This is a genomic window from Streptomyces sp. NPDC052042, from assembly GCF_044548345.1.
Taxonomy (GTDB): domain Bacteria; phylum Actinomycetota; class Actinomycetes; order Streptomycetales; family Streptomycetaceae; genus Streptomyces.
The window spans coordinates 39505-64673 of record NZ_JBIUBU010000008.1; the positions used below are offsets into that span (position 1 = coordinate 39505).

General features: G+C 70.8%; 23 protein-coding genes, 1 tRNA gene and 1 pseudogene. 15 read left to right on the forward strand and 10 right to left on the reverse strand.

All coding sequences use genetic code 11. From position 1 onward, the window contains the following. Positions 1–50: 50 nt before the first annotated feature. The 6 genes from ACIHCL_RS15740 to ACIHCL_RS15765 form a co-directional block, all read right to left on the reverse strand. Positions 51–590, reverse strand: coding sequence for an MscL family protein (locus ACIHCL_RS15740; protein WP_399861939.1), 540 nt, complete (start codon positions 588–590; stop codon positions 51–53). Between the two features lie 123 nt (positions 591–713). Next, positions 714–1193: a hypothetical protein gene (locus tag ACIHCL_RS15745; RefSeq protein ID WP_399861941.1), complete on the reverse strand. Its 480-nt coding sequence runs from the start codon at positions 1191–1193 to the stop codon at positions 714–716. A 624-nt stretch (positions 1194–1817) separates the two neighbouring features. After that, positions 1818–2651, reverse strand: coding sequence for an S-methyl-5'-thioadenosine phosphorylase (locus ACIHCL_RS15750; RefSeq protein WP_399861943.1), 834 nt, complete (start codon positions 2649–2651; stop codon positions 1818–1820). 460 nt (positions 2652–3111) lie between these two features. Beyond that, on the reverse strand, positions 3112–3447 hold the full coding sequence (locus ACIHCL_RS15755; protein ID WP_399861945.1) for an FmdB family zinc ribbon protein: 336 nt from the start codon (positions 3445–3447) through the stop codon (positions 3112–3114). A 66-nt stretch (positions 3448–3513) separates the two neighbouring features. Next, complete coding sequence (locus tag ACIHCL_RS15760; protein WP_399861946.1) at positions 3514–4797, reverse strand: MFS transporter; 1284 nt, start codon at positions 4795–4797, stop codon at positions 3514–3516. Between the two features lie 510 nt (positions 4798–5307). Next, positions 5308–6855, reverse strand: coding sequence for a potassium/proton antiporter (locus ACIHCL_RS15765; RefSeq protein ID WP_399862292.1), 1548 nt, complete (start codon positions 6853–6855; stop codon positions 5308–5310). A gap of 335 nt (positions 6856–7190) precedes the next feature. Between ACIHCL_RS15765 and ACIHCL_RS15770 the strand changes: the two genes are divergently transcribed. Continuing rightward, positions 7191–9950, forward strand: a complete 2760-nt coding sequence (locus ACIHCL_RS15770) for a penicillin acylase family protein (RefSeq protein ID WP_399861948.1) — start codon at positions 7191–7193, stop codon at positions 9948–9950. A gap of 407 nt (positions 9951–10357) precedes the next feature. On the opposite strand, the gene ACIHCL_RS15775 is transcribed toward ACIHCL_RS15770, so the two are convergent. After that, positions 10358–10969, reverse strand: coding sequence for a 5-formyltetrahydrofolate cyclo-ligase (locus tag ACIHCL_RS15775; RefSeq protein WP_399861950.1), 612 nt, complete (start codon positions 10967–10969; stop codon positions 10358–10360). Positions 10970–11074: 105 nt separating this feature from the next. Between ACIHCL_RS15775 and galU the strand changes: the two genes are divergently transcribed. From galU to ACIHCL_RS15810, 7 genes and pseudogenes are all read left to right on the forward strand, one after another. Further along, positions 11075–11977: a UTP--glucose-1-phosphate uridylyltransferase GalU gene (gene galU / locus ACIHCL_RS15780; RefSeq protein WP_399861952.1), complete on the forward strand. Its 903-nt coding sequence runs from the start codon at positions 11075–11077 to the stop codon at positions 11975–11977. Between the two features lie 4 nt (positions 11978–11981). After that, complete coding sequence (gene glp, locus ACIHCL_RS15785) at positions 11982–13289, forward strand: gephyrin-like molybdotransferase Glp (RefSeq protein ID WP_399861954.1); 1308 nt, start codon at positions 11982–11984, stop codon at positions 13287–13289. Positions 13290–13412: 123 nt separating this feature from the next. Beyond that, positions 13413–13913 carry a cyclic pyranopterin monophosphate synthase MoaC gene (moaC, locus tag ACIHCL_RS15790; protein WP_399861956.1) on the forward strand — a complete coding sequence of 167 codons (501 nt, stop codon included), beginning with the start codon at positions 13413–13415 and terminating at the stop codon, positions 13911–13913. Between the two features lie 152 nt (positions 13914–14065). Then, positions 14066–14566 (forward strand): molybdenum cofactor biosynthesis protein B, encoded by a 501-nt coding sequence (locus ACIHCL_RS15795; RefSeq protein WP_399862294.1) that lies wholly within the window; start codon positions 14066–14068, stop codon positions 14564–14566. A gap of 17 nt (positions 14567–14583) precedes the next feature. Continuing rightward, positions 14584–15201, forward strand: a pseudogene (locus ACIHCL_RS15800) (GNAT family N-acetyltransferase); the annotation flags it as partial. Positions 15202–15513: 312 nt separating this feature from the next. Continuing rightward, complete coding sequence (glpR, locus tag ACIHCL_RS15805; protein WP_399861958.1) at positions 15514–16632, forward strand: gephyrin-like molybdotransferase receptor GlpR; 1119 nt, start codon at positions 15514–15516, stop codon at positions 16630–16632. A gap of 95 nt (positions 16633–16727) precedes the next feature. Continuing rightward, a tRNA-Ala gene (locus ACIHCL_RS15810) sits at positions 16728–16801 on the forward strand. Between the two features lie 55 nt (positions 16802–16856). On the opposite strand, the gene ACIHCL_RS15815 is transcribed toward ACIHCL_RS15810, so the two are convergent. After that, the gene (locus tag ACIHCL_RS15815; RefSeq protein ID WP_399861960.1) at positions 16857–17204 is read right to left on the reverse strand and encodes a ChbG/HpnK family deacetylase; all 348 of its coding nucleotides are present in this window, start codon (positions 17202–17204) and stop codon (positions 16857–16859) included. A 98-nt stretch (positions 17205–17302) separates the two neighbouring features. Between ACIHCL_RS15815 and ACIHCL_RS15820 the strand changes: the two genes are divergently transcribed. Continuing rightward, entirely contained in the window at positions 17303–17560 is a 258-nt protein-coding gene (locus ACIHCL_RS15820) for a hypothetical protein (protein WP_399861961.1), read from the forward strand. A gap of 104 nt (positions 17561–17664) precedes the next feature. On the opposite strand, the gene ACIHCL_RS15825 is transcribed toward ACIHCL_RS15820, so the two are convergent. Next, the gene (locus ACIHCL_RS15825) at positions 17665–18147 is read right to left on the reverse strand and encodes a GNAT family N-acetyltransferase (RefSeq protein WP_399861963.1); all 483 of its coding nucleotides are present in this window, start codon (positions 18145–18147) and stop codon (positions 17665–17667) included. Positions 18148–18196: 49 nt separating this feature from the next. Here ACIHCL_RS15825 and ACIHCL_RS15830 point away from each other — a divergent pair, with 49 nt between their 5' ends. Together ACIHCL_RS15830 and ACIHCL_RS15835 are read left to right on the forward strand one after the other, a co-directional pair. Next, entirely contained in the window at positions 18197–19015 is an 819-nt protein-coding gene (locus tag ACIHCL_RS15830) for an exodeoxyribonuclease III (protein WP_399861965.1), read from the forward strand. An 82-nt stretch (positions 19016–19097) separates the two neighbouring features. After that, positions 19098–20006, forward strand: a complete 909-nt coding sequence (locus ACIHCL_RS15835; RefSeq protein WP_399862296.1) for a phosphotransferase family protein — start codon at positions 19098–19100, stop codon at positions 20004–20006. A gap of 345 nt (positions 20007–20351) precedes the next feature. On the opposite strand, the gene ACIHCL_RS15840 is transcribed toward ACIHCL_RS15835, so the two are convergent. Further along, positions 20352–21020, reverse strand: coding sequence for a MerR family transcriptional regulator (locus ACIHCL_RS15840; protein ID WP_399862299.1), 669 nt, complete (start codon positions 21018–21020; stop codon positions 20352–20354). Positions 21021–21187: 167 nt separating this feature from the next. Here ACIHCL_RS15840 and ACIHCL_RS15845 point away from each other — a divergent pair, with 167 nt between their 5' ends. The 4 genes from ACIHCL_RS15845 to ACIHCL_RS15860 all read left to right on the forward strand — a co-directional run bounded on the left by ACIHCL_RS15845 (position 21188) and on the right by ACIHCL_RS15860 (position 25061). Further along, the gene (locus ACIHCL_RS15845) at positions 21188–22780 is read left to right on the forward strand and encodes a flavin-containing monooxygenase (protein WP_399861967.1); all 1593 of its coding nucleotides are present in this window, start codon (positions 21188–21190) and stop codon (positions 22778–22780) included. Then, positions 22777–23835, forward strand: a complete 1059-nt coding sequence (locus tag ACIHCL_RS15850) for an alpha/beta fold hydrolase (protein WP_399861969.1) — start codon at positions 22777–22779, stop codon at positions 23833–23835. The genes ACIHCL_RS15845 and ACIHCL_RS15850 overlap by 4 nt, the downstream gene beginning before the upstream one ends. After that, on the forward strand, positions 23832–24725 hold the full coding sequence (locus tag ACIHCL_RS15855) for an SDR family oxidoreductase (protein ID WP_399861971.1): 894 nt from the start codon (positions 23832–23834) through the stop codon (positions 24723–24725). Before ACIHCL_RS15850 ends, ACIHCL_RS15855 begins: the two co-directional genes overlap by 4 nt. A gap of 84 nt (positions 24726–24809) precedes the next feature. Continuing rightward, on the forward strand, positions 24810–25061 hold the full coding sequence (locus ACIHCL_RS15860) for a hypothetical protein (protein WP_399861973.1): 252 nt from the start codon (positions 24810–24812) through the stop codon (positions 25059–25061). The last annotated feature ends 108 nt before the right edge of the window (positions 25062–25169 follow it).

Genomic DNA, 25169 nt, shown 5'->3' on the forward strand with positions numbered 1-25169 from the left:
TCGGTCGTGGGCCGACGACGCTGCCGCCGGTGCCCCCGCCGTGCGTTTTGCTACCGGTCCTCCCGGCCCCCGCCGGAGTCCGCGCCGGGAGTCCCGCCGGAATCAGTGCCGGCGATCTCCTCCGTCGGGCCGCCGCGCTGCGAGACGAGGGCGTCGCGGATTTCCTTCAGGACCTCCAGTTCGCTCACCTCCAGCGTTTCCTGCATGCCTTCCTTCGCCGCCTGCATGGCCGCCCGCCTGGCCAGGTACTTGGCCATGGGCAGCACCATCAGGAAGTAGACGACGGCCGCGGTGATCAAGAAGCTGAGGGTGGCGCTGAGCACCGAGCCCCACAGGATCCGGATGCCCTCGGTGGCTTCGCCCGTCTTCGGGTCCGTGACGCAGGGCCCCTTGAGGCAGGAGCTGTAGCTCTCCAGGTCCTTGGTGCCGAACGCGCCGACCAGCGGATTGACGACTCCCTTGACGACCGAGTTCACGATCTGGGTGAATGCGGCACCAATGACGACGGCGACCGCCAGGTCGATCACGTTGCCGCGCAGCAGGAAGGCTTTGAACCCTTCCAGCACACCGGCCTTCTTCTTCTCGCTCACGGGTGAGTCTTCCTTCGCGTGTGCCGTGGGTGAAGCAAACTGCTCCGAAATTTACGACAGTACGCATAAGAAACACCCGATTAGCGGCTTTAGTTGTTTTTTGGTGTCGGCGGTCGGGACGGGTCAGCACAGGACCACCGCCAGCCTGGTCGAGATCCCGGCGCCGGCCAGCGAGGCGGCGGTGCCGCGGGGGACGGACAGCACGATCAACGCGCCTTCCTCCCTGAGACCTTCGGCCGGGGCCTGCGGCACATCCGCCACGAGCGCGCCCTTGGCCAAGACTCTGGCGCCCTCTCCCTCTCGTCCTTCTCCGGCTGTGATGACGTCGACGTGGTCGCCCGGACGTAACAGGCGCACCGCCCCCGCGTCCGCGATCCGCACCGGAGCGGACACCAACGGGGCTGGTGGATGCACCCCCTCCGGCGCGGCACCGGCCGTGCCGCCCGCGCTCGTTCCGGCGCCATGTGCGGGGTCACTGCTCGCGCCGCCCCCGCCCAGTCCCGTCGCCGCCAGTGCGGCAGCCGTCAGGGCGAGCCCGGCGGCGACGGTACGGCGTTGCCGCCACAACGCCCGTCGCAGCCGGTGCGCACCGCCCCCACGCACCCGCAATGGCTCGAATGCGGGCACGCCACAGCGCGGGGGCGCGGACGCCGGGGGGTCCGGGACGGGAACGGCCCGGGAAGCCGGAGCCGGTGCGGGCGGTCCGGTCGGCGCGCGCGGCCCGGACACGGTGGGCGATGCGGACTGCGTGGACCGCATGTACGGGCCGGTCGGCGTGCACGTCCCGGAGGACCTGTACGAGGTGGCCGAAGCGCACCGCCCGGACATGGTGGATGACATGGGCGGCCCGGCCGAAGCGGATGCCACGGACGGCGAGAAGGGCCGGAGGGACTGGGGCGATGCGAAATCCTCGGACGACGCGAGGGACGGTGGGAGATTCCGGGACGACGGGGACATGGCCAACACCACCTGCTGTGAGGAGTTTCGGACGAACACCCCTCACGATCCCGGGTCCGCGGATTTCTCGCTGAGGCCTGTGCATGGCCCAGGCGTCGTGGACAACTCCGTCACCCACCCGCGCCACAACGGTCACACAGCAAAACCCTCGTCATGCCGTGCCCGCCCGCATGCGTCCCCCAACAGCCCGCCCACGCTGCCGGCTCGTGTCTTCGAACGGGCGGCGTCCGGCCGGAGACCGCACAGCAGGCGGCAGTGTGAAGAAACGGGCTACGGAAGCTCGATCCCCGGGTCGAGGCCGTCCAGCGCACGCGAGCACGGGCAGTCGCGGCCGGACTCCGCCGGCAGGGCGCCCACCACGTCGTAGAGCACAGCCCGCAGCCGGTCCACGTTGGCCGCGAACACCTTCAGCACCTCGTCGTGCGATACGCCTTCTCCGGCCTCCGCTCCCGCGTCCAGGTCGGTCACCAGCGTCATCGTCGTGTAGCAGAGCCCCAGTTCACGGGCGAGGACGGCTTCCGGATGCCCGGTCATGCCGACCACCGACCAGCCCATCGCCGCGTGCCAGCGTGATTCGGCCCGGGTCGAGAAGCGCGGGCCCTCGACGACGACCAGCGTGCCCCCGTCCACCGGCTCCCACTTCCCCGCGCGGGCCGCCGCCAGCGCCGCCCTGCGCCCCGTGGGGCAGTACGGATCGGCGAAGCCCAGGTGAAGGACGTTCGGGACGGTGCCGTCGGCGCGGGTCTCCCCGTCGTAGTACGTCTGCGTACGGTTCTTGGTGCGGTCCACCAGTTGGTCGGGCACGAGCAGGGTGCCCGGCCCGTACTCCGGGCGCAGACCGCCCACCGCGCACGGGCCGAGCACCTGACGCACGCCGACCGAGCGCAGCGCCCACATATTGGCCCGGTAGTTGATGCGGTGCGGTGGCAGATGGTGTCCGCGTCCATGGCGGGGCAGGAAGGCGACCCGGCGGCCACCGACCTCGCCGACGAAGAGGGAGTCGCTCGGCCGTCCGTACGGGGTGTCCACACGCACCTCCGTGACGTCCTCCAGGAAGGAGTACAGGCCCGAACCGCCGATGACACCGGTCTCTGCGTTCACCATGCGATCACACTAGTGCCGGTCACGGCACTGGGCTCTGTCTCCCCCCCCCCCCCCGCACGTCCCTGTCTCCCCCGCACGGCAGGCGGCGGTGCGAAGGCGTGGTGCTGGGCATGGCCTGGATGGCGCGGTGTGCGGGCAGGACTTGGATGGCACGGTGCGCGGGCCGGACTTGGCGAGCCCGGTGCGATGGCCGGGTCTGAGAGGGGAAGTCGTGCGAAGACAGGGGGCCGGCGGGCACGACCTGAGCGGCAAGCCGTGCGGGGCGGGGTCCGAGGGCGGACGAAAGCGCCGAAGGACCCCGCCGAACGGATCGGCGGGGTCCCAGAGAAGCGGGTCCAGGCACACAGCATCCTGGAGAAGCGGGTCCAGAAAAGTCGAGTCCCAGAGAACTCGGGAGTCTCCTGAAAACGAGAACTCGGGAGTCTCGTGCAAACGCGCGTGACGCGGAAAGCGGTCCGGCTCAGGCGGCCGACGGACCGCTCGTCGAGGACGACGCGGTGGACGAGGAGGAGGCGGACGCCTTCGAGTCCGAACCCGTCGACGAAGAAGACGAGGACGAGGAGTCGGACGAAGAGGAACCGTTGCCCTTGGCCGAGGACGGGGAACTGCTCGACGAGGAGCCCCGGCTGTCGTTCCGGTAGAAACCGGAACCCTTGAAGACGATACCGACCGCCGAGAACACCTTCTTGAGGCGTCCGTTGCAGCTCGGGCACACGGTCAGGGCGTCATCGGTGAACTTCTGCACCGCCTCGAGGCCCTCGCCACATTCGGTGCACTGGTACTGATAGGTCGGCACTTGCTCCTCCTGGCACTCTGACTCAATGAGTGCTAACGACGCTCCATAGTGACGTATTCCGTCGGCTCAGTCCACCGCGACGGACTTCCGGTGACCGACACCACGCGCCACGGTCCGTCCCGGAGCGGCGTGCTCCAGTCGTGAACGCAGTGCCACCAGGGTCGCCAGCGCCAGCACGGTCCCCACCAGCGGCACCATGAAGCCGGAGCTCGCGCCGTGGGCGTCGGCGAGCCGTCCTGCGACCGTCACCGCGACCGCCTGGCCGAGCGCGACCGAGCCTGTCAGCCAGGTGAACGCCTCGGTCCGGGCGGATGCCGGCACCAGCGACTCGACCAGTGTGTAGCCGCCGATCAGGGCGGGGGCGATGGAGAGCCCGGCCAGCAGTCCGAGCCCGGCGAGCAGGAACACCGAGTGCGCCGCCCACAGTCCGGACGCGGTCAGGGCCAGCGCCGTGTACCCGACGATCAGCCGGCGGCGCGGTCCGCTCCGCCAGGCGATGGCGCCGCAGGCGATACCGGACAGCATGTTGCCCGCCGCGAAGATCCCGTACAGCAGGCCGTTCACTCCGGGCCGGCCGATCTCCTCGGAGAACGCGGTCAGGGAGACCTGCATGCCGCCGAAGACCACGCCGATCCCCAGGAACGCCACCGCGAGCACCCGCACACCCGGTATGGACAGGGCGGACGCGTGCCGCTCGGAAGTACCGGGAGCGGTGGCACGCACCGGCGGCTGGGTGCGGTGCTGGGCGGCGAAGAACAGGCCGCCGACCAGCGTCAGCCCGGCCTCCGCGCTCAGCCCGGCCGCCGGGTGCACGCCGGTGCACAGCGCGGTGGCGAGCACCGGACCGATGACGAAAGTGAACTCGTCCGTCACCGATTCGAAGGCGGCCGCGGTGGACAGCAGCGGTGACGCCTCACGGCCCGGGGCGGCACCCAGGACGGCCGCCCAGCGGGCCCGCACCATCGGCCCGACCTGCGGAACGGACGCACCGGTCGGCACGGCGGCGGCGAACAGTGCCCACAGGGGCGCATCGGCCAGCGCCAGTGCCGTCAGCGCCGACACGGACGCCGTGTGCACCAGGACGCCGGGCAGCAGCACGGCGCGCTGGCCGAACCGGTCGGCGAGTTTGCCGGTCTGCGGCGCGAACAGGGCCATGGACACACCGGTCACGGCGGCGACGGCGCCCGCGCTGCCGTACGAGCCGGTGGTGTGCTGGACCAGCAGGACGATGCCGATCGTCAGCATCGCGAAGGGCTGCCGTGCGGCGAAGCCCGGAAGGAGAAAAGTCCACGCACCCGGGGTGCGCAGCAACTGCCCGTAACCGGGCCGTTCAGTGACCGTGGATGCCACGGCCCATGCCTTTCTGCCGCCTGGTGGCCGGGCACCGCGGGGCCGGTCCGGCATGGCGGGCGCCGGCTCGGGGCGAGTGCTGCCGAGAGCTGTCCTCTTCGCGCGGAACTGCGGTAGATGCCGGGCGCTCAGCAGGGCGGAGGACGCCACGACCGCCATACGGTCGCGCCAGCTCTGCATCAGGCAGAGTCGGTCGTTCGATGTGGTCAAGCGGACCGACGGCCCCAGGAAGGGACCGGTCGGACTTTCCGCATGATACAACCGGCGTTCCCTTGGGGCGCACCCCTACATCTGTCGCGTGCATCACGCCCATTACGCCCGTAACCGACAGCATGTGCATCACGCGCGTCACGCGCGTCACGCCCGTCACCCCGTCATGCCCGTCACGTGCGTGGCGCACATGCCGGCCGTCACGTCGGACGCCCACCACGCGGCCCGCATCGCGCACCTCACATGCGCCGCGCGCTTCCGGTACGCCACACACACCGCGTACGCGGTGGCATCCGGCCGTCAGCGATGGGCCCTCGGCCCGTCCGACTTCCCCCGCTTCTTCGCGGCCTTCCATGGATGCGCCACGTCGTGCACCACATGGGCCAGATCCGGTCTGGCCAGGCTCTCCCCGCCGCTGCCGGTGGTGCCCAGCCAGCCCGCGAGCTTGCCGCCCGCGCCGACCGCGTGCAGTCGGCGTTCCGCCGCGTCGCGCACCGGGTCGGTGGTGATCACGAGCAGTTCGTCGCCGCGTCGCAGCACGGTGGACGGCGCCGGGACGAAGCTCTTCCCGTCCCGCACGACAAGGGTGACCGCGGCCCCGGCGGGCAGGCGCAGCTCTCCGACCTCCACGCCGTGCATCTTCGACTTCCCGGGGATGGCCACCGACAGCAGATGGCCGCGCAGCCGCTCCAGCGGGGCCGACTCGATACCCAGGTCGGCCGCCTCGGCCGGATCCTCGGCGAGCTTCAGGGCCTTCGCCATCCAGGGCAGCGTCGGCCCCTGGATGAGGGTGTAGACCACGACGAGCACGAAGACGATGTTGAAGATGCGGGTGGAGCCCTCGACCCCCGCCACCATCGGAATGGTCGCGAGGATGATGGGGACGGCGCCGCGCAGCCCCGCCCATGACATGAACACCTTCTCCTGCCACGGCAACCGGAAGGGTGCCAGCGAGATGAAGACCTCCAGCGGGCGCGCCACCACTGTCAGCACCAACCCCACGATGACCGCGGGCCAGAAGTCGGCGTACAGGTCGTGCGGCGTGACCAGCAGCCCGAGCAGCACGAACATGCCGATCTGGGCCAGCCAGCCGAGCCCGTCCGCGAAGCCGCGGGTGGCCGGCCAGTGCGGCAGCTTGGCGTTGCCGAGGATCATCGAGGCCAGGTAGACGGCGAGGAAGCCGCTGCCGTGGACCAGTGCGCCGGCCGCGTACGCCGACACGGCGATCGCCATCACGGCGATCGGGTACAGGCCGGACGCCGGCAGTGCCACACGCCGCAGCCCGAACGCGCCGATCCAGCCGACGGCCAGTCCCATGGCCGCGCCGATCGCGAGCTCCAGGGCTATCTCGCCGACCAGGGCGTACCAGGTGTCCACCGGCCCTTTGGCGGAGAAGGCCACCACCAGGATGACCACGGGGGCGTCATTGAAGCCGGACTCGGCTTCCAGGACCCCGGTGAGCCGGGCGGGCAGCGGCACCTTGCGCAGCACGGAGAAGACCGCGGCGGCGTCCGTGGACGAGACGACCGCGCCGATGATCAGCGACTGCCGCCAGTCCAGACCGACGAGATAGTGCGCTCCGGCCGCGGTGATGCCGACGCTCACCGCGACTCCCGCGAGGGAGAGCATGGCGGCGGCCGGCAGGGCGGGTCTGATCTCTTTCCACTTCGTGCCCAGACCACCTTCGGCGAGGATCACGACAAGTGCGGCATACCCGATCACCTGGGTCAGTTCCGCATTGTTGAACTTCACATCGAAGAGGCCGTCCTGCCCCATGGCCATCCCGATGCCCAGATACAGCAGCAGGCTGGGGAGCCCGCTTCGGGACGAGATGCGTACCGCAGCCACCGCGACGAGCAGCACGAGCGAGCAGACGAGCAGGAGTTCGTTGAGCGTGTGGACAGTCAGTGGCCGTTCCTTCCCTGCGTGCGCCTGCCGAATCGGCCGGTGCGAGCGGCTTCGCGGGCTCGACCGGACCGCTCCTCGGCAGCGGCTGTCGGTCGTCGGTACTTCGTTACCTTACCTAATCTTTAACGCTTTCTTGACGCGTTCCTTCATTCATCACAACCACTGACGACCGCGGTGGAACCGGACCCATTTCGATACCGCGTCAGAGCCGCCCCGGCTCTGCGCCTATCGTTGCTCCTGCACTCCCAGGACCACCTGCCCCTCGAAGGACAGCGATGCCCGCCAACACAACCGCCTCTTCCGGCCCTTCCGGTACGGCCGGTTCCGCCGCCGGGAAGACCAGCAGGAAGAAGGGGCGACGCGCCCGCCTGATCGTGATCGTTCTGGTGCTGGCGCTTGTCGCGGGTATCGGATACGGAGCCTTCTGGTCCGTCTCGACCGTGCGCGCCTCATATCCGCAGACCACCGGGACGATCAAGCTCGACGGTCTCGACGGGGACGTCGAGGTCAAGCGCGACGGCTACGGCGTCCCGCAGCTGTACGCGGACTCCGACGCCGACCTCTTCCGCGCCCAGGGCTACGTCCACGCGCAGGACCGCTTCTGGGAGATGGACGTCCGCCGCCACACGACGGCCGGCCGGCTCTCCGAGATGTTCGGCGCCGGACAGGTCGACACGGACGCGTTCCTGCGCACCCTGGGCTGGCGCAAGGTGGCACAGGAGGAGTACGACAAGGTCCTCTCCGAGGAGACGAAGAAGAACCTCCAGGCGTACGCGGACGGCGTGAACGCCTACCTCAAGGGGCGTGACGGCAAGGACATCTCCGTCGAGTACGCCGCCCTCGGCCTCACCAACGACTACAAGCCGGGCGAGTGGACCCCGGTCGACTCGGTGGCCTGGCTCAAGGCGATGGCCTGGGACCTGCGCGGCAACATGCAGGACGAGATCGACCGTTCGCTGATGGCCAGCAGGCTCGACGAGAAGCAGATCAAGCAGCTCTACCCGGACTACCCGTACGAGAAGCACAAGCCGATCGTCGAGAAGGGCGCCGTCTCCTCGGTGACCGGGAAGTTCGACCCGGACGCGAGCCCGATCCCGTCCGGCCTCGGCACGGACACCGTGCAGGGCGTCACCGAAGGCGTGCAGACCCAGCTCGCCTCGCTCTCCGACACCCTCGACAAGATGCCGGCGCTGCTCGGCCCGAACGGCAACGGCATCGGCTCCAACTCCTGGGTGGTCTCCGGGGAGTACACGACGACCGGCAAGCCGCTGCTCGCCAACGACCCGCACCTGGCTCCGCAGCTGCCCTCGCTCTGGTACCAGATGGGGCTGCACTGCCGTGAGATCAGCTCGAAGTGCCAGTACGACACCGCCGGTTACACCTTCTCCGGCATGCCCGGTGTGATCATCGGTCACAACCAGGACGTCGCCTGGGGCTTCACCAACCTCGGCGCGGACGTCACCGACCTCTTCCTGGAGAAGGTCTCCGACGACGGCTACCTGTACGACGGCAAGGTCAAGCCGTTCATCACCCGCGACGAGATCATCAAGGTCGCGGGCGGCAAGAGCCGGACGATCACCATCCGCGAGACGCGCAACGGCCCGCTGGTCTCCGACCGCAGCGGTGAGCTGGAGAAGGTCGGCCAGAAGGCACCCGTCGCCGGCGTCGCCCCGGACCGGGCCGGTGGCTACGCGGTCTCCCTCAGGTGGACCGCGCTGGACCCGGGCCACTCCATGGACGCGGTCTTCGCGCTCAACCGGGCCAAGGACTTCACCTCCTTCCGGAAGGCGGCCGAGCTCTTCGAGGTGCCGTCCCAGAACCTCATCTACGCCGACACCGAGGGCAACATCGGTTACCAGGCGCCCGGGAAGGTCCCGGTCCGCAAGAACGGCGACGGCACGGTGCCCGGCCCCGGCTGGTCCTCGGAGTACGGCTGGGAGAAGGACCCGGTCCCGTTCGACGCACTGCCCTACGAGTACAACCCGAAGCGCGGCTACATCGTCACCGCGAACCAGGCAGTCATCGACGAGAAGTACGCCCACCTGCTCACCAAGGACTGGGGCTACGGCTCCCGCAGCCAGCGGATCAACGACCTCATCGAGTCGAAGATCAAGGGCGGCGGGAAGATCTCGACCGAAGACATGCAGAAGATGCAGATGGACAACGTCAGCGAGATCGCGGCGCTGCTGGTGCCCGAGCTGATGAAGATCAACATCTCGGACAAGAGCATCCGCGAGGCGCAGAAGCTGCTGGAGGGCTGGGACTACGCCCAGGAGCCCGACTCGGCCGCGGCCGCGTACTTCAACGCGGTCTGGCGCAACATCCTCAAGTTGGCCTTCGGCAACAAGCTGCCCAAGGAACTCCGCGTCGAGGGCGAGTGCCTCAATGTGCGCCGGGCCGACAGCTCGGGCCCGGTCGACGAGCGGCACAAGCTGGTGCGCGAGTGCGGCCGGCGCGACGCCACCTCGGCCCAGCCGGACGGCGGCGACCGCTGGTACCAGGTGGTGACGGAGCTTCTGGACGATCAGAAGAGCGACTGGTGGAAGTCGTCGAAGAGCGGTCGGGACGAGGCGACCGAGACCCGCGACGAGCTCTTCGCGCGGGCCATGAAGGACGCCCGCTGGGAGCTGACCGCCAAGCTCGGCAAGGACATCAGCACCTGGAGCTGGGGCCGACTGCACCAGCTGACCCTGAAGAACCAGACCCTCGGCACCGAGGGCCCGGGCGTGCTCAAGCGGCTCCTCAACCGCGGCCCGTGGAACCTCGGCGGCGGCGAGGCCGCGGTGAACGCCACCGGCTGGAACGCGGCGGGCGGCTACGACGTCGTCTGGGTGCCGTCGATGCGGATGGTGGTCAACGTGGGCGACTGGGACAAGTCCCGCTGGATCAACCTGACCGGCGCCTCCGGGCACGCGTTCGCCGCGCACTACACCGACCAGACCGACAAGTGGGTCAACGGCGAACTGCTCGACTGGCCCTTCGGGACCAACGCGGTGACCAAGTCGACGGCCGACACCCTGACCCTCAAGCCGTAGGAACCAGAACCAGTCGCTCAAGCCACAGGAGCCAACAGCCGGCTCTCAAGCCGCAGAAAGGGGCCGGGGCCTCGCAACAGCGCGAGACCCCGGCCCCTTGGCATGCGCGGTTCCGGCCTCTCGGGCGTATCCCGGCCTCGCGCGCCTACAGAGGCCCCGGGATCTCGGGCCATCGGCCCGCCCCGCGCCCCGTTCGGCCTGTCTCGTGCCCGTGCCTCGTTCGGCCTGTCTCGTGCCCGCGCCCCGTTCGGCCCGCCCCGTGCCCATGCCTCGTTCGGCCCGCTTCGGGTGCCGAACGGCCCTTCCCGGACGCCCGTCGCCTTCCCGGACGCCGCACGCCGTTCCCCGGCGCCGCTGCCCACCCCGAGACCGCCGCCGCTTCTCATTGCGCGCGGGCCGGTCGCGGGTCAGGGCGTACCGCCCGTCCCGGGCTCCGCATCGCGATGTGTACGGCGGATCGCGGCCGGAGTCACCACCACGTCCACGGGGCGGTCGTGCGGCTCCACCGGAACCCGGGCCACCACCTCGTCGTCGTACAGCAGGACGACCAGCGCCGGGTGCGCCCCCGCCGCCGCGAGCCGGGCCAGCACCCGGTCGTAGCTGCCGCCGCCGCGTCCGAGCCGCATTCCGCGCGCGTCCACCGCGAGTCCCGGCAGCAGCACCGCGTCGGCCGCCAGGACGGCGTCCCGGCCCAGCCGCTGCCCGTCCGGCTCCAGCAGGCCGCGACCGGCGCGCACCAGACGTCCGGCGCCCTCGTACACGCCCCAGTCCAGATCGTTGTCCGGCAGCAGCACGGGCAGCAGCACCCGTACGCCCCGCGCGCGCAGCGCGTCCAGCAGCGCGCGGGTGCCCGGCTCGCTTCCGACCGAGACATAGGCGGCGACGGTACGGGCTTCGGAAAGCTCCGGAAGATCCAGTGCGCTCCGGGACAGAACCATCGCGGAGTTTTCCGCGTCTTCCCCGGTCAGAAGGCGTCGCGCGGCGAGCAGTTCGCGCCTGAGGCGGGCCTTTTCGGACATCTCGATGTTCAATGGGTTCCCTGAACCTCTCATATGTGCGTATAAGCGTACAAAGTTAACCGGATCCTCATCTTCCGCCCATGTGTGCCGGATATCGTTCTGCGCATGACTATGTCGCACCGCAGGATCAGCAAGGCCGTCATCCCGGCCGCAGGGCTCGGTACCCGCTTTCTGCCGGCCACCAAGGCCACTCCCAAGGAGATGCTGCCTGTCGTCGACAAGCCCGCGATCCAGTACGTCGTCGAGGAGGCGGTGGCAGCCGGGCTCTCCGATGTCCTGATGATCACCGGCCGGAACAAGCGCCCTCTTGAGGACCACTTCGACCGTAATTACGAACTGGAGTCCGCCCTCACGCGCAAGGGTGATGCCGATCGCCTCCGGAAGGTCCAGGAGTCGAGCGACCTGGCGACCATGCACTACGTACGGCAGGGCGATCCGCGCGGTCTCGGCCACGCGGTGCTGTGTGCGGAGCCGCACGTCGGCGACCAGCCGTTCGCGGTGCTCCTCGGCGACGACCTGATCGACCCGCGCGACCCGCTGCTGTCCCACATGGTCGAGGTCCAGGAGCGCGAGGGCGGCAGCGTCGTCGCGCTGATGGAGGTCGCTCCGGAGCAGATCCACATGTACGGCTGTGCGGACGTGGCCCCGGGCGGCGACGGCGATGTGGTGCGTGTGACGGGCCTGGTCGAGAAGCCGGAGCCGTCGGAGGCGCCCAGCAACCTCGCCATCATCGGCCGCTACGTCCTGGACCCCGCCGTCTTCGGGATACTGCGCAGGACCGGGCCGGGCCGGGGCGGTGAGATCCAGCTCACCGACGCCCTCCAGCTCCTCGCCGAGGACGAGAAGGTCGGTGGCCCGGTCCACGGCGTCGTCTTCAAGGGGCGCCGCTATGACACCGGCGACCGGAGCGACTACCTCCGTGCCATTGTCAGACTCGCGTGCGAACGTGAAGACCTCGGCCCGGACTTCAAGGCCTGGCTCCGTAGTTTCGTCACTGAGGAGATGTAGCACCTTGAGCAGCACGATGTGGTCGGTGGAAGAGCACCTGGACGATATTCTCGGCGCGGTGCGACCGCTCGAGCCCATCGAGCTGCAACTGCACGACGCCCAGGGCTGCGTCCTCGTCGAGGACGTCTTCGTGGAAGTCGCCCTGCCTCCCTTCGACAACAGTTCGATGGACGGCTACGCGGTCCGGGTCGCCGACGTCGAGGGCGCCGACGAGGAGTCCCCCGCGGTGCTCACCGTCATCGGCGACGTCGCGGCGGGCAGCGGCGGACTGCCCGACGGCCGGAGCCTCGGCCCGGGGGAGGCCGCTCGCATCATGACCGGCGCCCCGCTGCCGGACGGCGCCGAGGCGGTGGTCCCGGTCGAGTGGACCGACGGCGGCACGGGGGGTGGTCCCGCCGACACCATGCGCGCACACCGCGAGGCCCCCGAGGGCGCGGGCGGCGAGGTGCGCGTGCACCGCCCCGTGGAGGCCCGCGCCCACGTCAGGGACCGAGGCAGCGATGTGCGGCCGGGTGAACTGGCCCTGCCCGCCGGTTCGGTGATCGGCCCGCCGCAGATCGGGCTGCTCGCCGCGATCGGCCGCGCGACGGTGAAGGTGCGGCCCCGGCCGCGCGTCGTCGTCATTTCGACCGGCGCCGAACTCGCCCAGCCCGGTGAGGAACTGACCGACGGTCGGATCTACGACTCCAACAGCTTCGCCCTGACGGCCGCCGCCCGGGACGCCGGGGCGATCGCCTACCGTGTCGGTGCCGTCACGGACGACGCCGACACGCTCCGCGCCACGATCGAGGACCAGTTGATCCGCGCGGACATCGTCGTCACGACGGGAGGCGTCAGCGTCGGCGCGTACGACGTCGTCAAGGAGGCCCTGTCCTCGGTGGGCGACGCGGACGAGGCCGGCGGCGTCGACTTCCGCAAGCTCGCCATGCAACCGGGCAAGCCGCAGGGCTTCGGCTCGATCGGCCCCGATCGCACGCCCCTGCTGGCGCTTCCGGGCAATCCCGTCTCGGCGTACGTCTCCTTCGAGCTGTTCGTACGGCCCGCGATCCGTGCCCTGATGGGTCTCGGGGACCTGCACCGCCCCACCGTCCGGGCCACGTTGAAGGCCGACGAGGCGCTGACCTCGCCGGCCGGGCGCCGCCAGTTCCTGCGCGGTACGTACGACGCGGAGGCCGGTACGGTCACCCCGGTCGGCGGCTCCGGATCGCATCTGGTCGCGGCCCTCGCCCGGGCGGACGCGCTGATCGTGCTGCCCGAGGACGTCACCTCCGCCGAGCCCGGTACCGACACCGAGGTGGTCCTGCTCCGCTGATCTCCCGGTGGTGGCGGTACGGTATCTGCCGCTGTGCCTTCCCGGGGACGATCCCGGGCCCCGGGCCCGCACCCCGGTGCGGGCCGAGCGGGCAACCGGCGCCCTACCGCGAGGCGGAGTGAGTTGAGTACGCAGAACAGGCTGACGCACATCGATGACACGGGTGCGGCCCGCATGGTCGACGTCTCCGGGAAGGACGTCACCACCCGGGTGGCCCGCGCCAGCGGCCGGGTCCTCGTCTCGCCGCGCGTCGTCGAACTGCTCCGCGGCGAAGGTGTCCCCAAGGGCGACGCCCTGGCCACCGCTCGCATCGCGGGGATCATGGGCGCCAAGCGCACCCCCGACCTGATCCCGCTCTGCCACCCGCTGGCCGTCTCCGGCGTCGCGGTGGATCTGGGGGTCGCCGACGACGCGGTGGAGATCAGCGCCACCGTGCGGACGACCGACCGCACCGGCGTCGAGATGGAGGCGCTGACTGCGGTCTCCGTCGCCGCGCTCACCGTGATCGACATGGTCAAGGCGGTCGACAAGTCGGCCGTCATCACGGACGTGCGGGTCGAGGAGAAGTCGGGCGGTGCGTCCGGCGACTACCGGCGGGCCGACACGGATGGAGCGGACGCGTGACCGGTTCCGGAGCCGAGCGGTCCACGCCCCCGTCCGGAGCCACGCCCCCGCCCCGAGCCACGCCCCCGCCCCGAGCCACACCGCCGTCCGGAGCCACGCCTCCGGCCGACGACCGGCCCCGGGGCAACGAGGGCCTTTCGCTTGGAGGGGCGCTGCTCGCCCCGTACGCCGCTCTCGTCGTCACCGCCTCGAACCGTGCCGCGGCCGGGGTCTACGCCGACAAGGGTGGTCCGCTCATCGTCGAGGCGCTCACCCGGTTCGGCTTCGCCACCGACGGCCCGCAGGTCGTGCCCGACGGCGACCCGGTCGAACGGGCGCTCCGCGACGGCGTGTCCGCCGGGTACGACGTGATCGTCACCACCGGTGGTACGGGCATCTCGCCTACCGACCGCACCCCCGATGCCACCCGCCGTGTCCTCGATCAGGAGATCCCCGGTATCGCCGAGGCGATCCGTGCCCAGGGTCGTGACAAGGTGCCCACCGCCGCGCTCTCCCGGGGGCTGGCCGGTGTCGCGGGCGGCACGCTGATCGTGAATCTGCCCGGCTCCACCGGCGGGGTGCGTGACGGCCTCGCCGTACTCGAAGGCATCCTGGTGCACGCCGTCGACCAGTTGCGCGGTGGCGATCACCCCCGACCCGGGAGCCCGAGCTGAACGTTCCGACCTGGCCGGTGGTCCTCACCGACGGCGAGATCTCCCTGCGCCCGGTGAGGATGCGCGACCAGCGCATGTGGCGCGAGGTCAACCAGCGCAACCGCGACTGGTTGCGTCCCTGGGAGGCGACCGTGCCGCCGCCCGCCCCGGGTGGGCCGGTGGCACGGCGTCCCACGTACCGTCAGATGGTGCGCCACCTGCGTGCCGAGGCCAATGCGGGCCGGATGCTGCCCTTCGCGATCGAGTACCGGGGCCGGCTCGTCGGTCAGCTCACCGTCGCCGGGATCACCTGGGGCTCGATGTGCTCCGGTCACATCGGCTACTGGGTCGACCGGGAGGTGGCCGGTCGCGGCGTGATGCCCACTGCGGTCGCCCTCGCCGTCGACCACTGCTTCGGCGGGATCGGACTGCACCGCATCGAGGTGTGCATCCGCCCGGAGAACCGGCCCAGCAGAAGGGTCGTCGAGAAACTCGGGTTCCGGGAGGAGGGCCTGCGTCCGCGCTACCTCCACATCGACGGCGCCTGGCGGGACCACCTGATCTACGCGCTCACCGCCGAGGAGGTACCCGGCGGCCTGCTCGAACGCTGGCACCGTACGAGAGCCGCGGCATCCGGGCCGCCGACCGCCCCCGGGGCCCCCGAGGGCACCAGGACATCCGACGGGCCTGGCGGCGACGCGAGCCCCGACCGGTCTGGCGGAACCGGGAGCCCCGACCGGCCTGGCGGAGCTGGGACAGCCGAGGGGCCTGGGGCGTCTGAGGGGCCCGAGGCACTCTGAAAATGAAATAAACGTTCGATTGTGATCAATGCGGGTCACAAATGAACGCCCAAACCTCCACGTTTGATCGGAACAATCACAAAAAAAGCACTTGATATCAGCGGGATTGCGCGACACACCGGCCCAATTGGCCGATGGGCCCGCCCAAACCCCTCTACGGTGTGAGACGTGAGCAGCAGCGGCCTCATCTACGCAGTCATCGTCGGGGCCTGGGCCGCCTATTTGGTGCCGATGTGGCTCCGCAGGCAGGACGAACTCAACGAGGCTCGTCCGACGGAACGCTTCAGCACAGCCATCCGGTTGCTGTCCGGACGGGCGGCGATGGAGCGCCGGTACGCCAAGGACCTGCGGGGGCGCATGGGTGAGGAGGCCGCCCTCGACGCCGACCCGGACGCCGACACGGACCGAATGGACCCCGTGGACGTCCGGGCCTTCGCCGCGCCCGAGGCATACACCGAGGCGCGGTCGCACGACCCGGCGCACGTGCCGGAGCACGCGGACCGGCGGCGTCCCGACCCGGCGCGACGCGCACGCCCGCGCTCCGGCCGTACGGATGCCGAGCGCGCCCGCCGAGCCCAGCGCCTCCAGGTCCTCGCGCGCCGTCGGCGGACCACCACCATCCTGTTCCTCGCCTTCACCCTGGGGGCGGTCGTCGCCGCGGTCGGCGGCCTCACCTTCCTCTGGGCGCCGGCGGTCCCGGCGGTGCTGCTGAGCGTGTACATCGTGCATCTGCGCACCCAGGAGCGGCGCCGGTTCGCCTTCACCATGGACCGGCGCCGGGCTGAAGCGGCGGCGCGGCAGCTGCGCGAGAACCGCCCCCGCAGGCAGCAGGCCGCCGAGGACCGACCCGCCGAGCCCGGCGAGGAGCCCGAGGCACGCGGCCCGGAGCCCCAGCCGGCCCCCGCGGTCTCCCCCCAGGAGGCGGGCCGCCGCGCCCTCGTCGAGCAGACGGACCACGCGGAATGGGTCGACCAGCAGCGCCAGCGCGGCCCAGCCCGCGGTGGTAGCTGGGAGCCCGTCCCGGTCCCGCTGCCCACGTATGTCACCGCCCCGGTCGCCCCGCGCGCCACGGGCGGCGTCGAGGTGGGCAACCCGGAGACCTGGAGCGCCGCCCGCTCCAGCACCGGCGAGCCCTCCCGGACGGGCGCCTCGCACCCCGCGGCACCTCCCGTCGAACCGGCACCCCGCCAGCGCGCCACCCAGCCCCGCCGCTCCCGCGACCGCGGCCGGACCCCGCTCTTCGATCAGTACGAGGACGGCGACCGGCCCCGTGCCGCCAATGAGTGAGACCCTCCGGCTCACCGCGCGGCCGTCTCGGCTGACCAGCGAGTATCGGATTTCCGAGCACGCCCGTGGGGATGCTAGAGTTTCACTCGTTGCAAGGGCCTGTGGCGCAGTCTGGTAGCGCACCTCGTTCGCATCGAGGGGGTCAGGGGTTCAAATCCCCTCAGGTCCACCGCAAGACCGTACTTGAGCCAGATCAAGTACGGTTGACAAGGTCTCGGCCGGTCTTAATGATCGGCCGAGACCTTTGTTGTTTCCCAGTCTTGTTCGGTTCCGGTGCTGGTTCGGGGCCGGCGCTTGTTCGAGAGCGTTCGGGGTGGCGGTCGGCGGTCGGTGGCCAACGGGAGTTGTGGGCGTGATCGCGTGCGCCCGGGCGCACGGCTGGTCCGGGCACGGCGGCATGCCTTGCTACGACGACACTCCCGAAGGCGCTGGACTGGTCCTCGTCTTGACGGACTACGACCGAATAGCCGCATGGCGTCCGGTACGGCGGGGCACGGCGGCATCAGGCCGCAGGAGCCGACGACTCCGCGCTCGATCGATTCGATGACCGCTGCGTTGACCGAGTGCCGCATTCCGAAGTCATCGGCGCTGATGACGAGTTAAGCCGAGCGGTTCGCTCGACCGAGGCCGCAGTTGAGGCCGGGACAGGGAGAGGTGGGGCTCGGGGGGCGTGGGTTCCGCAGCGTGCGCGCCCATTCCAGCAGTGTGGACGCGCCGCTGGAGCGGTGCGGCGGAATTCACGGTCAACGGCGCGAGCGCGATGGTGAGGGTGCTGAGCGTGACCGTGGCCGGCACCACCAGGGTGCCGCGCGCCGAGAGCAGAGAGGCGCTCAGCGGTCCGGGCTCGGTCAGCCGGTCGGCCATGTATGTGTCGAGCGGCCTCTGCCACTTGATCGTCGACCCCGTCCCACAGGCGGGCGCCCAGTGAGCCGCTTCCGGGATGCTGCCGGGTGTCCGGCAGGCCCCGCCCCGGAGAGGCCGGGAGGCCGAAGGTGACAGGGGGTGGAGAAGCCGAGGGCGTCGGAGGGGCGGTTAACGCAGGGGCTTGGCCATGCAGAGGCTGCTGTCGTAATTGCGGTAGTAACCGAACTTCTCGCACGGGGCGTAGCCGCTGGACGTGTACAGCGCTATGGCCTCGGGCTGCTGGTCCCCGGTTTCCAGCACCATGCGGGTCCGGCCCGCCGCCCGTGCGTCGGTCTCCAGGGCGGTGAGTATGCGGCGGGCCAGGCCCAGGCCGCGGCTCTCCGGGATCACGAACATCCGCTTCAGCTCGGCGTCGCCGTCTGAGTAGCCCTCGGCGTTCCGCTCCTGGGATCGCCAGCCGCCGGTGGCGACGGGGTGGCCCTGCTCGTCGTAGACGAGCAGATACAGACCGTGCGGGGGCTCGAACATCGACGGGTCGAGGGGTGTGACATCGCCCTCATCGTCGCCGTACCGCTCGGCGTATTCACGCAGGACCTGGGCGTTGAGCTTGAGGGCGTCGGCGTGATCGAAGGGCCGAGGCTGAATAATCATGCGAAGAATGGTACATGCATGCATTTCTCGATGCCGGTATCGTGCCGTAATGCTCACTGTGACCACCGCCAATGTAAACGGGCTCCGCGCCGCCGCCAAAAAGGGATTCGTCGAATGGTTGGCCGGGACCGGTGCCGATGTGATCTGTCTCCAGGAGGTGCGTGCCGAGCCGGGGCAGCTGCCGGACGAGGTGCGTGATCCCGAGGGCTGGCACACCGTGCACGCGCCGGCAGCTGCCAAGGGGCGTGCGGGCGTCTCCCTCTACACCCGGCGTGCGCCGGAGCGCGTGCAGATCGGGTTCGGCGGCTTCGGCCAGGCCGGGGGCGAGGAGTTCGACACCAGCGGTCGCTATGTCGAGGTCGACCTTCCCGGTGTGACGGTGGCCAGCCTGTATCTGCCCTCCGGTGAGGTCGGTACGGAGAGGCAGGAGGAGAAGGAGCGGTTCATGGCCGCGTTCCTGCCGTATCTGAAGGGGCTGAAGGAGCGGGCAGCCGCCGGCGGGCGCGAGGTCGTGGTCTGTGGCGACTGGAACATCGCCCATCGCGAGGCCGACCTGAAGAACTGGCGGGCCAACAAGAAGAACTCCGGCTTCCTGCCCGAGGAACGGGAGTGGCTGACCCGGGTCTTCGACGAGGCCGAGTACGTCGATGTCGTGCGGGCGCTGCACCCGGACCAGGAGGGGCCGTACTCGTGGTGGTCCTACCGGGGGCGGGCCTTCGACAACGACGCGGGCTGGCGGATCGACTACCACGTGGCGACGCCGGGGCTGGCCGCCCGTGCGGTGAAGGGCTGGGTCGAGCGGGCCGCGACGCACCCGGAGCGATGGAGCGACCACGCGCCGGTGACGGTGACCTACGACCTGTCGTGAGCGGCCGTCAGGACGGTTCCGGTCCGTAGGGCCCCCGGGAGGTCTGTTGAGGCACCCTGTGTTGACGAGGCATCGCGCGTTGATGGGGCGGCTGCTGCCCGAGGACGAACCGGGCCGTCTCACGGTGCGCCGAGGGCAGTTCCACGACGTCGTCGTCGGCTCGGACCGTGTCGTGTGTCTGCCGCGCACCGGCGCGGCGGCCGCCCGGCTGCCCGAGCGGGAGGCGAGGCTGCGCGTGCTCGCCGGGGTGGACCTCGGCTTCCGGACGCCCGAGCCCGTGGGCCGGGGCGTGGACCGTGACGCCGCTGTCGCTGCTGCCGATGCCGATGCCGATGCCGATGCCGATGCCGTTGGAGGTGGAGGTTCCGGTGGCGGGGTGCCGTATCTGGTGCTCGGCCGGATTCCGGGGGAGCCGCTGGCCGCCGACGCGGTCGGCGATGTCGGGATGGCCGAGGCCGTGGCGCGGCAGTATGCCGCGCTGCTGGGCGGGCTGGTGCGTGCCGGTGCGGATGGTGCGGTTCGAGCCGTTCTGCCCCAGGAGCCGGAGGGCCGGTGGCGGCGGTTCGCGGAGGGCGTGCGCGCGGAGCTGTTCGGGCTCATGTCCGAGCGGGGGCGCCTGCGGGCCGAACGGGAGCTCGCGGCGCTCGACGAGCTGCCGCGCACCGGCGCGGCGGACGTGGCCGTGGTCCACGGTGACCTCGGTGCCGAGAACGTTCTGTGGGAGTGGGAGCGCGGCCTTCCCCGCCTCGTCGGGGTGCTCGACTGGGACGACGTCGCACTCGGTGATCAGGCCGAGGACCTCGCGGCCGTGGGTGCGAGCTACGGCGACGAGCTGCTGGCGCGGGTGCTCGCCCTGAGCGGCCCTCCGGACGCCGGGCGTCTCGCCCGTATCGCCGCGATCCGCGGCACGTTCGCCCTCCAGCAGGCACTTTGGGGCATGCGTGACGGCGATGAGGCGGAGTTGGCGGACGGTCTGGCCGGATACCGCTGAGACGGACCACGCCCCGGAACCGAGGCTCACCGTTTTGCGTCGTCCGTCTCCGTGCATCATTTCCCGCTTGTCCGTTCCGCCCCACCCGTCATGGCCGAACGTCTCGGGCCGGCCTTGCGCGCCCGGCCGTGCCTCGGTGCCGGGGCGATCTCCCGTGCCTGGGCGAGCCTGGGTGCCGGGACGGCGCCTCGTGCCCGGTCGTACGTCTTTGGCCTGCGGTGTCTCCGGACCTGGCCGCGCCATCGGCCAGGGGTGTGCGCGCCCGTCCGGACGTACTCGCATACGAGGGCGTGCGCGCCCGCCCGGCCGCACGCCCCCGTTCGGCCCGTGCGCCGGGGCGGGGGGTCAGGAGGGTGCGGGCTCCCGGGGTTCCGACGGCCGGTCGGGAGGTTCGCGGCGTTCGCGGCGCAGCCTGCGGTCCAGGGCCATGGACAGCTCGGCGTCCATCACCGCGTGGGCCAGCGGCCGGAGTTGCGGCGGCTCGGGGGCGTCGGCGTGCGATTCGAGCACGCTCACGAAGAGGTCCGCCAAGTCATCCGCGTGCTTGCGGACGCTGCGACCGGCCGCGAGGATCGCGGCGAGCGGCACCCCCTTGCGCACCAGTTCGGCCGATACCTCCAGCAGGCGACGGCTGATGTGGACGATCTCGTCGCCGTCGGTGGCCAGGTAGCCGAGCTCCAGCGCGGTCGCGAGGTTCTCCGGGTTGGTCTCGCCCTCGAAGTAGTCCGCGAGCTGTTCGGGGGCGAGGCGGACCGGGGTCTCCTCGGTCGGTTCGCCCAGTCCCAGCACCTCGGCGACGTCGCGCCCGCTCTCGAAGGCGCGGGCCAGATCGGCGATGCCGCTGAGGGTGTGCCCGCGCTCCAGCAGGCCGGCGATGGTGCGCAGTCGGGCCAGGTGGTGGTCGTCGTACCAGGCGATGCGTCCCTCGCGGCGAGGCGGCGAAAGCAGGCCGCGCTCCCGGTAGAAGCGCACGGTCCGGACGGGGATGCCGGCTGCGTCGGCCAGCTCTTCCATCCGGTACTCACGATGCTCGCGTCTTTCAACCACAGCCGCACCCTACGTTGTACCGACGGTAACTTGCCTTCGCCGTACCCCTACCCATTGGTACGGAGCTGTTCTAGGCTCCAATCGTGCCAGTGATCGCTGGCAGAGTCGTGTGGCGTATCGCGGGAGGCGGCAGCATGGCCCAGCATGAGCACGTAAGGGTGGCGGTGATCGGATCCGGATTCGGCGGCCTCGGGGCCGCGGTCCGGCTGCGCCGCGAAGGCATCACGGACTTCGTCGTCCTCGAACGGGCCGATTCCGTGGGCGGGACGTGGCGCGACAACAGCTATCCGGGCTGTGCCTGTGACGTTCCCTCGCACCTCTACTCGTTCTCGTTCGCACCCAACCCCGAGTGGCCGCGCACCTTCTCCGGGCAGGAGCACATCCGCGCCTACCTGGAACACGTGACGGACACCTTCGGGCTGCGCCCGCACATACGGCTCAACCACGAAGTGACGTTGATGCGTTGGGACCGCGAGGAGCTGTACTGGCGGATAGAGACGGCGAACGGGGCCACGTTCACGGCTGACGTCGTCGTCTCTGCGACCGGTCCGCTCTCCGACCCGAAGACGCCGGACATTCCCGGCCTTGACGGGTTCCCCGGCAAGGTCTTCCATTCGGCGCGCTGGGACCATGACTACGACCTGACCGGCAAGCGCGTCGCGATGGTCGGCACCGGCGCGTCCGCCATCCAGATCGTGCCCGCGATCCAGCCCAAGGTCGGACGGATGACGCTCTTCCAGCGCACCCCGCCCTGGGTCATGCCGCGCATGGACCGCAGGATCAGCGAGGCCGAGCGCCGGCTGCACCGCGCGCTCCCGGTCACGGGCACCGCGCGCCGCGGACTGCTGTGGGGTATCCGGGAGTTGCAGGTCAGTGCCTTCACCAAGCACCCGAACGAGCTGGGGCTGGTCGAGAAGATCGCCAAGTCCAACATGGCGCGCGCCATCAAGGACCCCGTGCTGCGGGCCAAGTTGACCCCTTCCTATCGCATCGGTTGCAAGCGGATCCTGCTCTCCAGCTCGTACTACCCGGCTCTCGCCCAGCCCAATGTCGATGTCGTGACCTCCGGCCTGGCCGAGGTGCGCGGCTCCACGGTCGTGGCGTCGGACGGTACGGAGTCCGAGGTCGACGCCATCATCTTCGGCACCGGCTTCCACGTCACCGACATGCCGATCGCCGAGCGGGTGGTGGGTGCGGAGGGCGTCACGCTCGCCGAGTCCTGGGCGGGCGGCATGCAGGCGCTGCGTGGTGCGACCGTGGCCGGGTTCCCCAACCTGATGACGGTCATCGGCCCCAACACCGGCCTCGGGAACTCCTCGATGATCCTGATGATCGAGTCCCAGCTGAACTACATGGCCGACTACCTGCGCCAGTTGAACGTGCTGGGCGGCCGGGTCGCCCTCGACGCACGCCCCGCGGCGGTGGACGTCTGGAACCGCCGCGTCCAGCAGCGGATGAAGCGCACCGTGTGGAACACCGGCGGCTGCAACAGCTGGTACCTGGACGCCAACGGGCGCAACACCACGGTCTGGCCGGGCACCACCACCGAGTTCCGGAAGGTGACGCGGGCGGTGGACCTCGGGGAGTACCAGGTCGTACGCGCCCAGCGGCGGCCCGCCGAGACGGCCGATGCCGCTGGTTCCGCCGGAGTTGCCGAGACCGCCGGCGCCGCCGCGTCCGGGGCGTCCGCCATGGCGGGCTCCGCCGGGAAGAAGGTGGCGGGGTGAGCCGGCTGTCGCGGGGCGACGGCGCCCCCGTTCCGATACGCACGCTGACCGCGCGCTCCGCCGACGGCGCCCGCGTCCACGTGGAGGTGCACGGTCAGGACGGCGCGCCCGCCGTGGTGCTGGCGCACGGCTGGACGTGCAGCACCCGCTTCTGGGACGCGCAGATCGGGGACCTGGCGGCGGACCACCGCGTCATCGCCTACGACCAGCGCGGGCACGGCCGTTCACCCGAGGTGGGGCGCGAGGGGTACAGCACGGACGCGCTCGCCGACGACCTCGAAGCGGTGCTGGCCGCCACCCTGGAACCGGGGGAGAAGGCGGTGATCGCCGGGCACTCCATGGGCGGTATGACGGTGATGGCCGCATCGCAGCGGCCGACGGTGCGCGCGCACGCCGCCGCCGTGCTGCTGTGCAGCACCGGCAGTGCACGGCTGGCAGCCGAGTCGCGGGTGGTCCCGCTGCGGGCCGGGGCCGTGCGTGACCGAATACACAGGGCGATCCTGCGCTCGCCCGCACCGCTCGGGCCCATCACGCCGTTGTCACGGCGGATGCTGAAGTACGGGACGATGGGGCCGGGTTCGGCGCCGGAACGGGTCGAGACCTGCGCCCGGATCGTGCACGCCTGTCCTCGAACGGCCAGGCAGGCATGGGGACATGTTCTCGCGGAGCTCGACCTCGACGCCTGCGTAAGGGAGTTGACCGTGCCCACGGCGGTGATCGCGGGCACGGAGGACCGGCTGACGCCGCCCGTGCACGCCCACGCGCTCATGGCCTCGTTGCCCGACTCCCTGGGGCTGACCTTGCTCACGGGGGTGGGCCACATGACGCCCGTGGAGGCCCCGGAGGCGGTCACCGCCAGGATCCGGGAACTGGTCACCGCGTACGTACGGGCGGCGGGCGGCGGTCCGGTCGCCGAGGCCGACGGCGTGGGTGTCCCGGGCGGTGCGGGTACCAAGGCTGAGGGCGCGGGTATCCCGGGCGGCGCGGGTGCCGAGGCCGAGGGGACGCGTAGCGGAACGGTGGACGGCATGGCCGAGAAGGAGGATGTGGCATGAGCGGCGCGCGGGGTCTCGAAGGACAGGTCGTCGTCGTCACGGGCGCGGCGCGTGGTGTGGGCGAACTGCTGGCGCGCAAACTCTCGGCGCGTGGCGCGAAGCTCGCCCTGGTCGGCCTGGAGCCGGACGAGTTGAAGAAGGTCTCCGAACGGCTGCACGGCGACAGCGACCACTGGCTCGCGGACGTCACCGACCACGAGGCGATGGAGCGGGTGGCCCAGGAGGTCAAGGAGCGGTTCGGGAAGGTCGATGTCGTCGTCGCCAACGCCGGGGTCGCGACGGGCGGCCTGTTCGTCGACTCGGACCCGGAGGCGTGGCGCCGGGTCATCGAGGTCAATCTGATCGGTGGCGCGGTCACCGGGCGGGCGTTCCTGCCGGTGCTCATGGAGAGCCGCGGGTACTTCCTCCAGATCGCCTCGCTCGCCGCGATGACGCCCGCGCCGATGATGACCGCCTACTGCGCGTCCAAGTCGGGTGTGGAGGCGTTCGCGCACAGCCTGCGCGCGGAAGTCGGCTACCGCGGGGTGAAGGTCGGGGTCGGCTACCTGTCCTGGACCGACACGGACATGGTGCGGGGCGCCGACCAGGACGACGTGATGCGGGAGCTGCGGCAGCGGCTGCCCTGGCCCGCGAACCGCACATATCCGCTGGGCCCGGCCGTCGACCGGATCGTGGCCGGTATCGAGCGGCGCTCCGCGCATGTGTACGCGCAGCGGTGGTTGCGCGGCATGCAGTCCGTGCGCGGCTACCTGCCGACGCTGATCGGGGCCGTGGGCCAGCGCGAGATGCGCCGGTTCGGGCCGCGCCTGGCGGGCATAGGCCGGGGGCTCGTGGGAGCCGGAGGTGCCGCCGATCAGAATGCGCGGGCGACGGGCACGCAGCGTAACTGATCGACATGCGCTGGGTGTCGGGGCGTGCGACTGTGGTCGAGGTCCTCACGGACCGCCCCCACGCACCCACGAGGAGTGAACAGCATGGGTATCTCAGACCAGTTCAAGGACAAGGCACAGCAGCTCGCCGACCAGGCGAAGAAGAAGCCGGACGAGGGCCGCAACGAGGAACGCGGCCAGGGCCGCGGCCGGACGGGCGAGGGCCGGGAACGGACGGGCGAGGGCCGGGAACGGATGAAGGACGAGCCCGGCCGCGGCCAGCAGGCGACGCAGCGGGGCCGTGAGCGCCTCCAGGACACCGAGAACGACATCCGCGAGCGTCGTCGCGACCGCTGACGGGGCCGTGCGCGCCGCACGTATCCGCGCATCGCGGAAACGTGTGGATCCGTACGCGGCGGACGTGTGAGCCGCCGTACGCCGCCGTACGTCTGCGTATGAGCTGTG

What these genes read in the sequence shown, in the direction of transcription:
- ACIHCL_RS15750 (WP_399861943.1), bottom strand. Translation starts at nt 2,651, where the DNA reads ATGGTGAACGCAGAGACCGGTGTCATCGGCGGTTCGGGCCTGTACTCC.
- ACIHCL_RS15770 (WP_399861948.1), top strand. Translation starts at nt 7,191, where the DNA reads ATGCCCGCCAACACAACCGCCTCTTCCGGCCCTTCCGGTACGGCCGGT.
- ACIHCL_RS15775 (WP_399861950.1), bottom strand. Translation starts at nt 10,969, where the DNA reads ATGTCCGAAAAGGCCCGCCTCAGGCGCGAACTGCTCGCCGCGCGACGC.
- galU (WP_399861952.1), top strand. Translation starts at nt 11,075, where the DNA reads ATGACTATGTCGCACCGCAGGATCAGCAAGGCCGTCATCCCGGCCGCA.
- ACIHCL_RS15815 (WP_399861960.1), bottom strand. Translation starts at nt 17,204, where the DNA reads ATGCGGCACTCGGTCAACGCAGCGGTCATCGAATCGATCGAGCGCGGA.
- ACIHCL_RS15825 (WP_399861963.1), bottom strand. Translation starts at nt 18,147, where the DNA reads ATGATTATTCAGCCTCGGCCCTTCGATCACGCCGACGCCCTCAAGCTC.
- ACIHCL_RS15830 (WP_399861965.1), top strand. Translation starts at nt 18,197, where the DNA reads ATGCTCACTGTGACCACCGCCAATGTAAACGGGCTCCGCGCCGCCGCC.
- ACIHCL_RS15835 (WP_399862296.1), top strand. Translation starts at nt 19,098, where the DNA reads ATGGGGCGGCTGCTGCCCGAGGACGAACCGGGCCGTCTCACGGTGCGC.
- ACIHCL_RS15840 (WP_399862299.1), bottom strand. Translation starts at nt 21,020, where the DNA reads ATGGAAGAGCTGGCCGACGCAGCCGGCATCCCCGTCCGGACCGTGCGC.
- ACIHCL_RS15845 (WP_399861967.1), top strand. Translation starts at nt 21,188, where the DNA reads ATGGCCCAGCATGAGCACGTAAGGGTGGCGGTGATCGGATCCGGATTC.
- ACIHCL_RS15855 (WP_399861971.1), top strand. Translation starts at nt 23,832, where the DNA reads ATGAGCGGCGCGCGGGGTCTCGAAGGACAGGTCGTCGTCGTCACGGGC.
- ACIHCL_RS15860 (WP_399861973.1), top strand. Translation starts at nt 24,810, where the DNA reads ATGGGTATCTCAGACCAGTTCAAGGACAAGGCACAGCAGCTCGCCGAC.